Origin of the sequence: uncultured Cytophaga sp., from assembly GCF_937863595.1 — a bacterium.
In the GTDB taxonomy this organism is placed as follows: domain Bacteria; phylum Bacteroidota; class Bacteroidia; order Cytophagales; family Cytophagaceae; genus Cytophaga.
In genome coordinates this window covers 18767-34629 of the sequence record NZ_CALMGQ010000130.1, presented here as the reverse complement: position 1 = coordinate 34629, position 15863 = coordinate 18767, and the positions used below count along the sequence as shown (strand labels likewise).

Below are 15863 nucleotides of genomic sequence, written 5' to 3'. Positions count from 1 at the left end.
CGTTTAGGAAAGCAAGGTGCTTTCAAGGCCAACAACAAAAGCAAGCAACACCGTTGTACAGCATTTAAGAAATGACATTAACAGATAAAGAAATACAAGCTGATTACAAAAATCGAATTAACCGAGTTTTTGAGTTTATTGACCAAAACTTGGAATCGGACTTATCGTTAAATGCAGTTTCGGAAATTGCTTTTTTCTCACCATTTCATTTTCATCGAGTTTTCAAGTTTGTTACAGAAGAAACTCTAAATGAATACGTAAAACGAAAAAGAATAGAAAAATCAGCATCTGATTTGTTACATAAAAACATAACAGCAACTGAAATAGCACATAAATATGGATTTAGTGATAATTCTTCCTATTCCAGAGCATTTAAAAAGTATTTTGGAGTAAGCCCGACTGAATTTAAAAACCAAAATCCGAATAAATTTAGCAAGATTCGTCAACTTAAAAGCAAGAATGGACAAGAATATCCTGACTATGAAAAATACATTTGCATCATTAATAATCTAAAAAAATGGACAGAAATGAATGCAAAAATTGAAATTAAAGAAATGCCAAAAATGGATTTGGCGTATGTGTCAAGTATTGGACCACAAAATCTTGAATCTGCCTATCAAAAATTAATGAAATGGGCTACACCTCAAGGTTTGATGAATGAACAAACTAAAATGGTTACGATTTATCACGACAGTTTTAAAGTTACAGAACCGAACAAAGTAAGAATGAGTGCTTCGATTTTGCTAAATAAAACAGTTGAAGCGGATGGCGAAATTGGACTAACTTCAATTCAAAAAGGAAAATTTATTGTAGGTAGTTTTGAAATTGGGCTGAATGAATTTGAGAAATCGTGGACGGGACTATTTTTATGGATGAATGAAAACGGATATAAAAAAGCTGACAAAAACCCTTTCGAGATTTATCATAACAACTTTAATGAGCATCCCGAAAGAAAGGCAATTGTTGACCTTTACATACCGATTGAATAATAAAAACGCTGTACAACAACGTGTATAGTTAATGGCGGTTTTGTGTTGGATTTCAAGAGTTTAGCATTTAATAAACCAAGTGTTAAACCAAAAGTTAAGTGCTTCTTAATCCGCCACTAACCATACACAAACCGTTAGCGTTCATTTTGAAAGGTGAAAATATCAGACAAACGATAATAATTAGAATATTCTATTCAATAACCGTAGTTCAATCGAAAAATTATTTTTCCTTTTCTTCGATAAGTGTGTATAAAAAATTAACCAAGTCATGAACATTTGAATAAGATGATAGTTCATAAATTCGTTTGCCGGATTGAATTTCATCATTAAATTGATTTACAACCCATGCGCTGTTCTTTAGCCCTTCATCTTTTTGTGGTAACAAAGTATCAAATATGTTTGTAGCCTTCTCATAATCTGGCAACCAATTTTTATTTATGTGATGAATTACATCATCACATTTATTAAAGGGTTTTGTTGTTTTTTCAAAATGTAAAAGAACAAAATATTCAAAGCAAGGGATAGTAAATACAATTTTTATTTCAGGTGTTGATGTCCTTGCTAATTCAAATGCATCAGGTATTTTAGCGTGCCCATCTCTATCAAACATAACCCATACAAAATGATAAGGGTTTTTTTCGCTTTTTGCTATACTTATCAAGCGCTTTGCTTCTTTCACCATTCCAAATGGAGAATGGTCCTTAGGCTTAAACACCCTTACACTAATAGGTTGAAATTTCCTTTTATATTTTGGCTGGGAAATTAACCCTTTAAAATAATTTTCTTCTGTTTCCCCTTCGCATAGTATCAATCCACGCTTATTAAAAAAAATATTCTTCCGATGTTCTCTATATCTCCCCATTAAAATTGAAAATTAAGTTCGATTTCATTAATAACAGGATTAGCCCCAAAACTGCCACTCATATATAATTTCTCAAATGGAGCATTTGGCCTAACACCTGGGATGTCAGAAATTGCATAGTAATGACTATAACCTTCATATTCTTTTTCTGCAAACCAAACTTGATCTCTTCTAAATAATTCATTGTCTAAAAGTGAAACATCATGAGTTGCAAAAATTAACTGAGCACTATTAGGATTTGTCTTCTTAGAATGGAAAATATTTATTAAGGCTCGTGTTAGCTTTGGATGCAAGCTTTTGTCTAGTTCGTCAACAACAAGAACTTGCCCATCAGCCAAAGCTTCAAGTATCAAACCTCCCATAGCCAGTAATTTAATTGTTCCTGTAGATTCCTCGGTCAATTTAAATTCGACAATCCCATCCTCTTTTTCGCCATCAAATTTTTTATGTATGGTTCTTATTTTGTGTTTATATTTTTCAACTAACTCTTGTTTTTTCTCATCCGACATTTCTTCTGGCAATGTATCGGTATTGATTTCTTTAATATCAATGCAATCTATACCAGTATCTGCAACCCGCATTAAATTATTGATATTTTCTTTAAAAAAAGGAATATCATTTTTAGCCATTTTATTCGTAAATGTTTGAATTAAAAGATTGTCATATTTAGTGTCGTGAAAAGTTGAAACATATATACCTTCTGAAAAAAACAAGTATGCAGATGTAAGACCTTCCAATTTATCAGTACTGACTTTAGAAAGAAATAGTTGGTTTTCGTAAAGCTTTTCCTCAATATCTTTTTTTCTTCCAGTTAAGTATTCTCCATACTTAATAGGTTCTCCATACTTCCTTTCTATCAAAGTTGCAGGTTGAGACTTAGGATAAAACTTCAAATTTTCATACGTTATTTTTGTTGCAGTAAACCCTATTTCATAAACATATCGAATGTTGTCTTTTGCAATAAAGTCAATATATATTTCCGTTGGTAGTTTCAAACAACTCTCATCTAGTTTATATGGCTGAAATGGTGGGATTTCCTTGTCAATCTTAAATTCAGCAGATTCCGTTACCATAAACTGAATTGCTCGAAATGCTTTTAAAATATTACTTTTTCCAGACGCATTTCGACCGTAAATTATTGCAGTTCCCAAGATATTTTGACCAGCATTTTCGAATATTGTATTGTCGTGCTCCTTAACTTTATTTTCAGCAAGCATCGAAAAACTTTGCCAATCCTTAATTGATCGAAAATTTTTTACTTTTAATTCTAGTATCATAATCCTAAATTAATGATAAAATTGCAGTTATTTTTCAAATGTAGCCTTAATTTAGGAAAAATTAAGTATTGATTACTTTAATTTGACTAAAATTTGTTGTTTTATTAACTCAAATAGGTAAATTATTGAAAATGGCTTATATAGAGCAAATAAATTAAGTGAAGATTTAAATATTTCATAATATTGACAATTGAAACTACGATAATTAAAACAGAACGCTAACAGCACCTACCCAAAAGGCGGGGTTTCGTGTTTTAAAGGAAGCTTTGCGCTAAATTTAACATTAGTTTTTCAAATCAAGTTTTGTAGTGAAAGTCCCGCCCTTCGGGTAGCCGCAAAACGTTACCTGCAAGCGTAAGAACGACCGTGCTAACAAAACCAAACGAACGAAAAAAATGTGTACTTTTGTATCATTAAACGTATGACAAGACAAATTTCCATATTGCTGATTTTGATGCTTGGTTTCTTTTTGACACCAACACAGACTTATGCGTGTGGTAAACCAGCAGAAAAAACCGAAAAGTCTTGTTGCAAAAAAGAAAATTCTCAGACAGAAAAGAAAGACTGTTGTAAAAGTCATTCACAGAAAGACAAAAACGATGATGGTTGCGGTGGGAAATGTAAAAACCCTTCCTGTCATTGCCCGACTGCACTTCTTACTATTGCACTTCCTTTTGTTACCGAAATGAAATATCATAACATCTTTCTCGAAAAGGTAACAATTGCATACACAAAAACCTATGTTTCTTCGGGTTTCCATTCTATTTGGCTACCGCCAAAAATAGGCTAATCTCTTGCTTTGACAGCCATAGGTTTGTCCAATTGAAAGCAAATAAATTGCTTTCACAATTAATTATTTTCAAAAATTTAAATTTTTCAATAATGAACTCATTAAAATATTTAATGACCACATTGGTAATGTTGTCATTCGGAGTGGGTAACGCTCAAATCAAAAATTCAAAAACCGAAACCGTAAAAATTTACGGTAATTGTGGTATGTGTGAAACTACCATAGAAAAAGCAGGAAACCTTAAAAAAACAGCCGAAGTGGATTGGAACAAAGACACAAAAACGGCGACCATTACATACGATGCAAAAAAGACCAATCAAGACGAAATCTTGAAACGCATTGCATTATCAGGTTACGACAGTGATAAATTTCTTGCCCCTGATGACGTGTATGCAAAACTGCCTGAATGTTGCCAATACGAACGAGTAAATAAAACAGTTACAAAGACGGAAACGTCAAAAATCGATACTTCAAAAACGGAAATGCACGACCATTCGGCAATGACGGAAACACCGCAAAATACTAACCAACTGAAAGCGGTATTTGACAATTATTTTTCCATAAAAGATGCGTTGGTAAAATCAGACGGCAATACTGCGTCTGCAAAAGCCAAAGATTTGAGTAACGCTATTTCATCAGTAAAAATGGAAACATTGACGACAGAGGAACACACTGTTTGGATGAAAGTAATGAAAGACCTTGCCTTTGACGCAGAACATATTGCTGAAACGAAAGACGTAGGACATCAGCGAGACCACTTTACATCGCTTTCCGACAATATCTACAAACTGATAAAAGTTTCAAAACAGGAAACTTCTGTTTATTATCAGCATTGCCCAATGTTTAACGATGGAAAAGGTGCCAATTGGTTGAGTAAGGAAAATGCAATCAAAAACCCGTATTACGGTTCTTCTATGCTTTCTTGTGGCAAAACAACAGAAACAATTAAATAATTTACACAAAAGCGTAGTCATTTTTTACGGCTACGCTTTTATTAAATAACAAAAAAATGAAATACACTTATCATATACACGGTATGACCTGCAACGGTTGCCGCAGTCACGTAGAAGAAGCCCTTTCAAAAGTTAAAGGAGTTTCAAAAGCAACAGTTGATTTAAAAAAAGCCGAAGCTACGATTGAAATGGAAAAACACATTCCACTTGAAACCTTTCAAGAGGCTTTAAAGAAGGACGGTGGGAAATATAGCATTCACAAATCGGGAGAACACCACCACATTTCCGAAGCTAAAAAAGAAACATCAAAAGGAAATGGAACAGGTACATTTTATTGTCCGATGCATTGCGAAGGAGATAAAACATATTCCAAAGAGGGCAATTGCCCTGTCTGCGGAATGGATTTAGTTGAAGAGCAAAACTTATCGAGTACTTCATCAGAACAATGGACCTGCCCGATGCACCCCGAAATAGTAAAAGACCAAGCTGGTGCTTGTCCTCTTTGCGGAATGGATTTAGTGCCTATGCAACCCGACCTTTCAGCAGAAGAAAAAACATATAAGAAGCTTTTAAAAAAGTTTTGGATAGCTACACTATTCACCTTGCCCATTTTCGTAATCGCAATGAGCGAAATGGTTCCCAGTAATCCATTGTATGCAGTAATGGATCAAAAATATTGGAATTGGGTTCAGTTTGCATTATCCATTCCGGTGGTGTTTTATGCCACCTGGATGTTTTTTGAACGTGCCTATAAAAGCATCATAACGTGGAAGCTCAATATGTTTACGCTAATAGGAATTGGTGCAGGTGTAGCTTGGTTATTTAGCGTGTTTGGAATGCTTTTCCCGGATGTGTTTCCAAGCCAATTCAAAACACATTTTGGCGCAGTTCACGTGTATTTCGAAGCAGCTACCGTTATCTTAACCTTGGTACTTTTAGGACAATTATTAGAAGCTCGTGCCCACAGCAAAACCAATTCAGCAGTAAAAGAATTATTGAAATTGGCCCCGAACAAAGCCATTAAAATGGTCGATAATGAAGAAGTTGAAGTAAGCATAGATAAAATTGAATTAAACGATATTCTCAAAGTAAAACCAGGCGATAAAATTCCGGTAGATGGTGTGATAACCGAAGGCCACACCACTATTGACGAATCTATGATTACGGGTGAGCCTATTCCCATAAATAAAACCAATGGCGATAACGTAAGTAGTGGCACCATCAATGGCAACCAATCCTTTTTGATGAAAGCAGAAAAAATAGGTAGCGACACGTTACTTTCTCAAATCATTAAGATGGTGAATGATGCCAGTAGAAGCCGTGCACCGATTCAAAATTTAGCAGATAAAGTTTCAGGATATTTTGTTCCGGTTGTGGTTATAATTTCTCTGATAACCTTTGCCGTATGGGCGATATGGGGTCCGGAACCTGCTTACGTGTATGCCTTGGTCAATGCCATTGCTGTTTTAATTATTGCTTGCCCGTGTGCATTAGGATTAGCAACACCAATGTCGGTTATGGTTGGCGTAGGCAAAGGTGCTCAGAATGGAGTGTTGATTAAAAATGCAGAAGCACTTGAAAAGATGAACAAGGTAAACGCCTTAATTATAGATAAAACAGGAACGATTACCGAAGGAAAGCCAACGGTAGTAAAAATAGGTACTTTTAATGCCGACTACGATGAAAGAAAAGTGTTACAATATATTGCTTCTGTAAATAGTAACAGCGAACATCCTTTAGCAGAAGCAACTGTGAAGTATAGCAAAGAACAAAATGCAGAAATTATAAAATCGGAAAATTTCAGTGCAGTTACCGGCAAAGGAGTTGAGGCTACAATTGAAGGTAGAAAAGTGGCTTTGGGTAATCCGAAAATGATGGAATATGCGAATGCTGAAATTACATCTTCTATGCAGGATGAAGCGAAAAAACATCAGCAACAAGGTAAAACCGTATCATTTTTAGCTGTCGATAAAAAGGTTGTAGGTTATGTAGTCATAGGCGACAAAATCAAAGAAACCAGTAAGAAAGCGATTGCAGAACTTCAAAAGCAAGGCATTGATGTGATAATGCTAACAGGCGATAATCACGACACAGCACAAGCCGTAGCGACTGAACTTAGTCTAACAAATTTTAAAGCCGGTATGCTGCCAGAAGATAAATTGAGAGAAGTGGAAAAGTTACAACAACAGGGTAAAGTTGTAGCAATGGCAGGAGACGGTATAAATGATGCCCCGGCATTAGCAAAAAGTGATGTAGGCATTGCAATGGGTACAGGTACGGATGTCGCTATCGAAAGTGCGATGATAACCTTGGTGAAAGGCGATTTACACGGCATTGTAAAAGCTCAAAAATTGAGTCAATCAGTAATGAGAAATATCAAGCAAAACCTGTTTTTCGCATTCATCTACAACGTATTGGGCATTCCCATCGCAGCAGGTGTGTTATTTCTATCCTTCGGCATATTATTATCACCTATGATAGCCGCCTTGGCAATGAGTTTTAGCTCGGTATCTGTAATTGTTAATGCGTTAAGATTGAGAACTATTAAAATTTAAAAATGAAATTCTTAAAATGGATAATAAAAAAAATATTTATAAAAAACTGTTGCCGATAGCTCTAATATTATTGGCGACAACTTCTCTTTTCGCTCAAAAGGTTGTGAGATACGATTTGTACGTAAAAGACACACTTGTAAACTATGCAGGAAAAGAAAAAAGAGCCATTGCAGTAAACGGTCAAATACCAATGCCTACCCTAACTTTTACGGAGGGCGATACTGCTGAAATTGTAGTACACAACCAATTAAAGGAAAGTACTTCATTGCATTGGCACGGTGTATTCCTACCCAATAAAGAAGATGGTGTGCCTTGGCTTACACAAAAACCAATTGAACCTGGAACAACATATACTTATCGTTTCCCAATCATTCAACACGGAACGCATTGGTATCACTCACACTCAGGGTTACAGGAGCAGATTGGAATGTATGGTAGTTTTATAATGAAGAAAAAGGATGATGATAAAACCTTTAGAAAAGGAATTGATGATTTACCTACCGTTCCTATTATTTTAAGTGAATGGACAAACTTAAATCCCGATAACATCAACCGAATGTTGCATAATGCCAATGATTGGTCTGCCATCAAAAAAAATGCAACACAGTCTTACACAGAAGCCATTAGAGAAGGACATTTTAAAACAAAAATAAAGAACGAATGGAAACGTATGTTGGCAATGGATGTAAGCGATGTTTATTATGACAAAATTTTAATCAACGGAAATCATACGACCGATTTAAGAACGGTTGATGGCAAAACTCTAAAAGCAGGCGATAAAGTACGATTTCGAATTTCAAACGGTGGTGCTTCGTCCTATTTTTGGTTGCGGTATGCAGGCGGTAAAATTACCGTAGTTGCAAATGACGGCAATGATGTAGAACCTGTCGAAGTCGATAGACTAATTATTGCGGTTTCTGAAACTTATGATATTGTTATTACCATTCCTGATGACGGTGTTGCTTACGAATTTTTAGCAACCACCGAAGACAGAACACAGTCGGCAAGCTACTTTGTGGGTAATGGCATCAAACAACTCATTTCCCCACTTCCCAAATTGAAATATTTTGAAGGAATGAAGATGATGAACGATATGATGAAGATGGACGGTAACCTTGACGATATGGGAATGAAAATGAGCCTGAACCAAATGGATATGAATGTGGTAATGTATCCAGAAATTACAGGCGATTCTAAGCAGAAAGAAGACCATAGCCAGCACAATATGAATATGGAAAATGATCCCAACCGTTACAATGCAAATGCTTTGGGAGAAATCAAAACCCTGAATTATGCAATGCTACAATCACCATACAACACAACACTACCAAAAGATGCACCAGTAAGGGAACTCAAATTTACCCTTACAGGAAATATGAACCGTTATGTGTGGAGTATGGATAATAGAATACTTTCAGAAGTTGATAAAATACCAGTTAAGAAAGGCGAAATTCTACGAATTACCATTCATAATAACTCAATGATGCGACACCCAATGCACTTGCACGGTTTCGATTTTAGGGTAATTAATGGTAAAGGCGAATATTCTCCCCTAAAAAATGTGTTGGATATAATGCCAATGGAGACCGATACCATTGAGTTTTTAGCTAATGAAGAAGGAGATTGGTTTTTTCACTGTCATATCCTTTATCATATGATGGGCGGGATGAATAGAGTTTTTGCAGTTGATGACTACCAAAATCCATACTTACCCAACAAAAAACAAGCCTACAATAAATTGCAAAGAGAAAGCAATATGCCACATTTTATGGCTCAAAACGATTTTGCAACCAATGGAAATGATGGAGAAGCGATGGTTCAAAATGCAAGATGGTCTTTAGGAACAGAATGGCGTTTGGGTTACAATGATATGCACGGTTACGAGGTGGAAACCCATTTAGGAAGATATATAGGAAAAGCGCAATGGTTTATGCCGTTTATCGGTTTTGATTACCGATACCGAAAAATGGGAATGGACGAACACGAAACCAATTTATTCGGTCAGAAAAACGAGAAAGATACCCGCAGAGCCGTTAGTTTAGGTTTTATGTACACTTTGCCAATGCTCATTAATTTTCAGGCAGAAGTATATCACGATGGAATTGTCCGTTTATCGCTAATGCGTGAGGACATACCGATTTCTAAAAGAATAAGAGCAGGTTTTATGGTCAATACCGATTTTGAATATATGGCAGAGTTAAAGTACATTATCAACAAAAATATGGCTATAAGAACGCATTATGACAGTGATATGGGATTGGGTGTTGGACTATCATTGAATTATTAAACAACACCTAAATAGTGGGCGGACAAGAACGCCAGCAGGTAACATCGGCTTGGCAAAAGTGGCGGTTTAGTGCTTCGTTTGAAACTTTTTCGTAAGTTTGAAGTTCCTACTTCGTATCAACATTTGTGGTGAAAATCGCCACCTTCGCCAAGCCGAGAACCGTTAGCAACCATTTTACAACAGGGTTTTCTAATCAGCCCAATATTTTTAACGGTTTGATTTGAACTCTAATTGATATTTTTTCTTTTGCTTTGGCTAGATCGATTTCGAAGATTTGATGTTTATAAATTGGATTCCGAATATTTATTTCATTTTATTTTTTGTGCCAATTAATAATACGTTTTAATCGGATTCAGATTCGCTTAAATGACTTGATTCGACACCAAAATATAAAATAACTTTTAATAAACTGTAGCTTAACCAAATTGTATTTATGTTCTATCGGATATTTTTTTTAATTTGATAATCGGATTTTGAATCGGCTTTTTCATTCGTTTTTAATAAATGCATTGGCACTTTAAGAGAGTTTTTATTTAAACGGTTGCTAACAATTAGTGGCATTTATTGTAGGCTTCTTTGATAATATTGAGATTTGTGCTTTCAAGTCCGCGCAATTTGATTAAATTTATAAGGTTGCGCGGGCTCGGTGTTTAGGAAAGCGCAGCGCTCTTAAAGCCTACAACAAAAGCCACCATAGCCGTGTGTGTCTTGAATCACATTTTATTCAAGGAAATGTGAATGCTTTAAAACAGATGGAAGGGTATTTGTTTTATTTTAATTTTTGTAGAGTTCAAGCGAAGCGAATGGCTAAGAAATTAAAATTAAGAAAGAACAAATTATGGTCTTCCGAATACGACGTTCAGGCGTAGTTTTCAAACCACCTTATGCTGCAATAGCTGGAAACATTATTGTGGTGAGCGATAAGGAAAAACGGGCGCAAAGATGCCTGTAGGTGCGTGATGTAGAGCTGAATAAATTGAACCACCTATTAAACCTCGTTAAGGTGGATGCGATGTCGAAAGCAAGTAGCTACGGTTATATTTGCGAGAAGAGTGTAACGGCAACCTGATTACTGGTTACACGACATCCGGGGTAAAGGTGGCAGGAATACATCATAGGCTGTTTTAAGGAACAAGAGAAATCTGTATCGTTCTGCTAACTCGAATAGAGGAAACAAACTAGCAAGGATGGCTAGAGATGCAGGTGACAGACCAAGCCGTAGTAGTAATGAAGCTATTGAAAGATAGTGGAGCGAAGGACTTGGCTTGTTTAGTTTTGAAAATATATTTACAACCTGCAAAGGGATGACAGATTATTTTGAAACAAAATCACAACCAATTACCAAAGTAATGGTGTGGCAGGCTTACAAGAAAGTGAAAGCCAATAACGGCGGTGCAGGTGTAGACCAAATGGATTGGTCATATCTAGAAGCACATAAGAAAACTGAGTTATATAAACTTTGGAATCGATTGACTTCGGGCACATACTTTCCGCAGTCTTTGCGCCAAACAGAAATTGCTAAGAAAACGGGCGGTACACGCTTGTTAGGAATCCCCACACTTTTAGACCGTATTGCCCAAGAAGTAGCACGTGTGCATCTTGAGAAAATACTCGAACCAATTTTCCATTCAAGCTCCTTTGGTTATCGTCCAAAGCGTAGTTGTCACGATGCAGTAGCGCAAGCGAACTACAATAGTTTCAATTACAACTTTGTGATAGACCTAGACATCAAAGGTTTCTTCGACACCATTGATCATACACTCATGCTTAAAGCAGTTAACCATTATTGCAATGCAAAATGGATATTGCTTTATGTGGAGCGTTGGTTGAAAGCAGGTGTCCTAAAACGCGATGGGAATCTTCAGCGTACAGAATTTGGGACACCACAGGGGGGTGTAATAAGCCCCTTGTTGTCGAACTTGTTCTTACATGTAGTCTTCGATAAGTGGATGGAAGAGAAGCATCATGAGAAGCCTTTCGAAAGGTATGCAGACGATATTGTTGTTCACTGTAGTACAGAGAAACAAGCAATACATGTACTTAATGAAATACGAGAACGTATGGAAGCATGTAAACTTAGTTTGCATCTGACTAAAACCAAGATTGTACACGTGAGAGGTAAGGCTTCTAAAAGTTATCCTAGGAGTTTCGATTTTCTAGGTTTCACTATACGTCTAGCAATGGTTACGTTTAAAGGAAAGGCATGTTTAGTGCCAAGGATATTTGTAAGTATGCAATCTAAAAGTAGTATACTTAGAAAATTCAAGGAGATGCAAATTCATAAGAAACGTAAGTCGTTAGCGGAGGTTGCAAAGGAGCTACGTCCAATTATAAATGGACTTATGAATCACTATCATAAGTGGTATAAACGGACAATGTTCTATGTGTGGAATCAACTGAATGCACGTCTGTTAAAATGGGTAAAGTGGGAGAAAGGTTTGTACAAGTACGCAAGTCGATATTGGTTGCGTGCGCAGTATAAGAAATATCCTAGATTATTTCCGCATTGGGAATTGGTACATCCGTAGGTAATTTATACCTTGTGATTTATAAACAAGAAGAGCCGTGTGAGGTGAGAGTCTCAAGCACGGTTCCGTGAGAACGTGAGGGTGAAATTCCCTTGCGTGACTCGATTAGCAACCATACTTCGACCACTATTTTAACTTCTGATTAAATGAATTTTTCTTGCAAAGAATTAATTATAGATAATTCGGATTCTGGATTAACAGTTTCGTTTTCTGATATTATAGATTCGGGCGATGAAGATAAATCTTTTGATGAGATAATAAATCCCCTTGAACAATATTTGATGTTTCAACGTACTTATTCCGAGGATGAATTTGAGACAGACTATTATTATATTGAGTTAAGCGATTCTGATAAATCTGGAGATTTGGATAATTTTTCTGTTGACTTATATAAAAATAAATTTCACATGAAGTATGGTGATTTAACTATTGAGATTGATTTGTCGATCGATGATTCAAAATTTAATCAATTAAAAATTGCCTTGACTGAAGTGTTAAATGACAAAGGCATACTAACCTTGAGAGACTAATTAAGCACGGTTGCTAACAATTAGTTTACATTTATTGTAGGCTTCTTTGCTAATATTGAGAGTAGTGCATTAAAGTCCGCACAATTTGATTAAATTTAAAAGGTGCGCGGGTTCGGTGTTTATGAAAGCGCAGCGCTATTAGAGCCTACAACAAAAGCCACCATCAACGTTATGATGCATTCTACAAAACATTGAATTTATGACAAGAGAAGAAGCCCAATCTGCGTGGGAAAAAATAGTAGATATTGGTTTTTCAGATTATAGTAAATTGACTCGAGAACAACGAGTTTGGTTTAACATAGAACCATTAACGACTGATGGGCTATGGGATCATTATATAAATCATGGAGCTGATAAAAACGGGGATGCAATCGAAGATTTAGAATACTTGAATTTCAGTTCAATTGCAAATCAATTACGTGAGTTTAATAAGGTTTATTTTCCCAAAGGAATACCCAGTGGACCTAATGCCAGACAAAAGCAATTTGATAAATTCTCTGAAGATCAGCTTGAAAATGATATTGAAGAAATGGATGATAAATTTTGGGAAATATGTGATGATTTGGAAATTGCCTTACTAGATCATATCAATAAAACTGGAATAGGAAAAGAATAAAAACGAACAATAACAACAAGCTTACATTTATTGTTGGCTCCTTTGATAATATTGAGATTGGCGGATTAAAGTCCGCGCAAATTGATTAAATTTAAAAGGCGCGCGGGTTCGGTGTTTAGGAAAGCGCAGCGCTCTTAACGCCTACAACAAAATCCACCATAAACGTAGGCATTTAAAACGATAATAAATTTATTACTTAAACAACAAAACATGAAAGATGAAAAGAAAAAACTCACATCGGTTTCGGGCAGACCGATAGCTGAAAATCAAAATGTAGAGACAGCAGGGAAAAAAGGTCCAATGCTGTTACAAGATTTTTGGTTTCTTGAAAAGCTTGCTCATTTTGACAGAGAGGTAATTCCTGAAAGAAGAATGCACGCTAAAGGTTCTGGTGCATTTGGTACATTTACAGTAACGCATGATATTACCAAATACACAAAGGCAAAAATATTTTCTGAAATAGGTAAAAAAACAGATTTATTCGTTCGCTTTTCAACCGTAGCAGGAGAGCGTGGCGCAGCTGATGCAGAAAGAGATATTCGTGGATTTGCGATTAAATTTTATACTGAAGAAGGAAATTGGGATTTAGCAGGTAATAACACACCCGTTTTCTTTTTAAAAGATCCATATAAATTTCCTGACTTAAATAAAGCAGTAAAACGCGATCCAAAAACTAACTTGAGAAGCGCAAATCATAATTGGGATTTTTGGACACTTCTTCCAGAAGCTCTTCATCAAATTACTATTGTGATGAGTGAAAGAGGTATTCCTAAATCATACAGACATATGCACGGTTTCGGAAGTCACACCTTTAGTTTTATAAACGCAAAAAACGAAAGGTATTGGGTGAAATTTCACTTTAAATCAGAACAAGGAATTGAAAACTTATCCAATGCAGAAGCAACTGAAATTATTGGAAAAGATAGAGAAAGTAATCAAAGAGATTTATATAATTCAATTGAAAAAGGTGATTTTCCAAAATGGAAACTAAAAGTTCAAATTATGCCAGAAGCGGATGCTAAAAACTATCGTTTTGATGCATTTGACTTAACTAAAGTTTGGCCACATGGCGACTATCCATTAATGGATGTTGGTGTGATGGAATTAAACAGAAACCCAGAAAACTATTTTGCAGATGTTGAGCAAGCCGCTTTTAATCCAGCAAATGTGGTACCGGGTATTGGTTTTTCTCCTGATAAAATGTTACAAGGTCGCTTATTTTCTTATGGAGATGCTCAACGTTATAGATTAGGTGTAAATCATTACCAAATACCTGTAAATAAGCCTAAATGTCCTTTTCATAATCCACATAGAGACGGAGCCATGCGAGTAGATGGAAACGAAGGTTCAACAATTCATTATGAGCCAAATAGCTACGGACAATGGCAAGAGCAAAAAGAATTTGCTGAACCATCTTTAGAATTAGAAGGTGCTGCTTTTCACTATGACCACAGAGAAGATGAAGATTATTACACTCAACCTGGTAACCTTTTTAGGCTTATGACAACTGAACAAAAACAAGTTCTGTTTAATAATACTGCTGGTGAAATTGGTGGTGCTGAAAAATTTATTCAAGAAAGACACATTTCAAATTGCTATAAAGCAGATCCTGCTTATGGAGAAGGTGTTGCTAAAGCCTTAGGAATAAATATGAGTGCATTGGATTTATAAGACTAAAACGCCCTATAATAGCGGCTAAAAGTAATTGGCGATTCAGTGGTTAATGAAACTTTGTACTTCGTATCAAGTTTTGTGTTGGCAGGCTGTTTAGTGCTTCCCAATCGCCAACTTCTTTTAGCCGCAAAACGTAAAGCTCAATGCAATGGAGACCACAAAACGACAGGCTGAATCATATCTCTTTCAAAAATCGAAAAAAATAGTTCGGGTAATTCCATTTTACAAACTTTCGATTGACGAATGGGTCGTTTATGAAAATGGAGAACCAAAATATTTACTTGATTTTAACAGACGACATAAGCCTTTAATACAAGATTTGAAATCAAAACTTGATCAAGGAGAGAAACTTGAAGATTCTGTTTGGAAACTTGGGAGATTTTTGGGTAAAGAATGGACTACAAAGTACTGTCTCGTCCTAACTGACAGAACCCTCTGAATCGTCCGCCGCGGTGGATAAAAACTAATATAGAAGCAGAATTTAGGTTCTGCTTTTTTATTTTGTTGGAAGATATAAAAATGCTTCAGTTTTTTTAATAGGTACAAAATTTTCCTAATGTATGAAAATCGTTTTTACAGGAAACAATATTTTGGCGATCGTCCAACTATTCAGCAAGCGTAATATAAGAAATACCCTAGGTTATTTCCGCATATATAATTGGTACATCCGTAGGTAATGTATACCTTGTGATGTATAAACAAGAATCCCGATAACTATAGGGAGCAGCAGGCTCAATGTTAAGGAACGTTTGTTTCTTTCAAGACTTGCAACACCTATCACCAACACCGACTCTGCAACACG

11 protein-coding genes are annotated in these 15863 nt (G+C 35.8%); 9 read left to right on the top strand and 2 right to left on the bottom strand.

Annotated elements, in window-relative coordinates; genetic code table 11:
* The first annotated feature begins 71 nt into the window (after positions 1-71).
* Positions 72-989 carry a GyrI-like domain-containing protein gene (locus Q0543_RS11425; protein ID WP_299252918.1) on the top strand — a complete coding sequence of 306 codons (918 nt, stop codon included), beginning with the start codon at positions 72-74 and terminating at the stop codon, positions 987-989.
* A gap of 220 nt (positions 990-1209) precedes the next feature.
* Here Q0543_RS11425 and Q0543_RS11420 read toward each other — a convergent pair whose 3' ends face one another.
* Entirely contained in the window at positions 1210-1851 is a 642-nt protein-coding gene (locus Q0543_RS11420) for an RloB family protein (protein ID WP_299252915.1), read from the bottom strand.
* Positions 1851-3128 carry an ATP-binding protein gene (locus tag Q0543_RS11415; RefSeq protein ID WP_299252913.1) on the bottom strand — a complete coding sequence of 426 codons (1278 nt, stop codon included), beginning with the start codon at positions 3126-3128 and terminating at the stop codon, positions 1851-1853. Before Q0543_RS11415 ends, Q0543_RS11420 begins: the two co-directional genes overlap by 1 nt.
* A gap of 421 nt (positions 3129-3549) precedes the next feature.
* Here Q0543_RS11415 and Q0543_RS11410 point away from each other — a divergent pair, with 421 nt between their 5' ends.
* The 8 genes from Q0543_RS11410 (at position 3550) to Q0543_RS11375 (ending at position 15058) form a co-directional block, all read left to right on the top strand.
* On the top strand, positions 3550-3918 hold the full coding sequence (locus Q0543_RS11410) for a hypothetical protein (protein WP_299252910.1): 369 nt from the start codon (positions 3550-3552) through the stop codon (positions 3916-3918).
* A 92-nt stretch (positions 3919-4010) separates the two neighbouring features.
* Entirely contained in the window at positions 4011-4871 is an 861-nt protein-coding gene (locus Q0543_RS11405; RefSeq protein WP_299252907.1) for a DUF3347 domain-containing protein, read from the top strand.
* Between the two features lie 56 nt (positions 4872-4927).
* Entirely contained in the window at positions 4928-7426 is a 2499-nt protein-coding gene (locus Q0543_RS11400; RefSeq protein WP_299252904.1) for a heavy metal translocating P-type ATPase, read from the top strand.
* Between the two features lie 16 nt (positions 7427-7442).
* Complete coding sequence (locus tag Q0543_RS11395) at positions 7443-9713, top strand: multicopper oxidase domain-containing protein (RefSeq protein WP_299252902.1); 2271 nt, start codon at positions 7443-7445, stop codon at positions 9711-9713.
* Between the two features lie 1304 nt (positions 9714-11017).
* Positions 11018-12241 carry a group II intron reverse transcriptase/maturase gene (ltrA, locus tag Q0543_RS11390; protein ID WP_299252899.1) on the top strand — a complete coding sequence of 408 codons (1224 nt, stop codon included), beginning with the start codon at positions 11018-11020 and terminating at the stop codon, positions 12239-12241.
* 146 nt (positions 12242-12387) lie between these two features.
* A complete protein-coding gene (locus Q0543_RS11385) occupies positions 12388-12771 on the top strand; it encodes a hypothetical protein (RefSeq protein ID WP_299252894.1) in 384 nt (127 codons plus the stop codon).
* 199 nt (positions 12772-12970) lie between these two features.
* Positions 12971-13387 (top strand): DUF4375 domain-containing protein, encoded by a 417-nt coding sequence (locus Q0543_RS11380; protein ID WP_299252891.1) that lies wholly within the window; start codon positions 12971-12973, stop codon positions 13385-13387.
* Between the two features lie 210 nt (positions 13388-13597).
* A complete protein-coding gene (locus Q0543_RS11375; RefSeq protein WP_299252888.1) occupies positions 13598-15058 on the top strand; it encodes a catalase in 1461 nt (486 codons plus the stop codon).
* The last annotated feature ends 805 nt before the right edge of the window (positions 15059-15863 follow it).

What these genes read in the sequence shown, in the direction of transcription:
- ltrA (WP_299252899.1), top strand. Translation starts at nt 11,018, where the DNA reads ATGACAGATTATTTTGAAACAAAATCACAACCAATTACCAAAGTAATG.
- Q0543_RS11420 (WP_299252915.1), bottom strand. Translation starts at nt 1,851, where the DNA reads ATGGGGAGATATAGAGAACATCGGAAGAATATTTTTTTTAATAAGCGT.
- Q0543_RS11425 (WP_299252918.1), top strand. Translation starts at nt 72, where the DNA reads ATGACATTAACAGATAAAGAAATACAAGCTGATTACAAAAATCGAATT.
- Q0543_RS11385 (WP_299252894.1), top strand. Translation starts at nt 12,388, where the DNA reads ATGAATTTTTCTTGCAAAGAATTAATTATAGATAATTCGGATTCTGGA.
- Q0543_RS11410 (WP_299252910.1), top strand. Translation starts at nt 3,550, where the DNA reads ATGACAAGACAAATTTCCATATTGCTGATTTTGATGCTTGGTTTCTTT.
- Q0543_RS11375 (WP_299252888.1), top strand. Translation starts at nt 13,598, where the DNA reads ATGAAAGATGAAAAGAAAAAACTCACATCGGTTTCGGGCAGACCGATA.
- Q0543_RS11380 (WP_299252891.1), top strand. Translation starts at nt 12,971, where the DNA reads ATGACAAGAGAAGAAGCCCAATCTGCGTGGGAAAAAATAGTAGATATT.
- Q0543_RS11405 (WP_299252907.1), top strand. Translation starts at nt 4,011, where the DNA reads ATGAACTCATTAAAATATTTAATGACCACATTGGTAATGTTGTCATTC.
- Q0543_RS11400 (WP_299252904.1), top strand. Translation starts at nt 4,928, where the DNA reads ATGAAATACACTTATCATATACACGGTATGACCTGCAACGGTTGCCGC.
- Q0543_RS11415 (WP_299252913.1), bottom strand. Translation starts at nt 3,128, where the DNA reads ATGATACTAGAATTAAAAGTAAAAAATTTTCGATCAATTAAGGATTGG.
- Q0543_RS11395 (WP_299252902.1), top strand. Translation starts at nt 7,443, where the DNA reads ATGGATAATAAAAAAAATATTTATAAAAAACTGTTGCCGATAGCTCTA.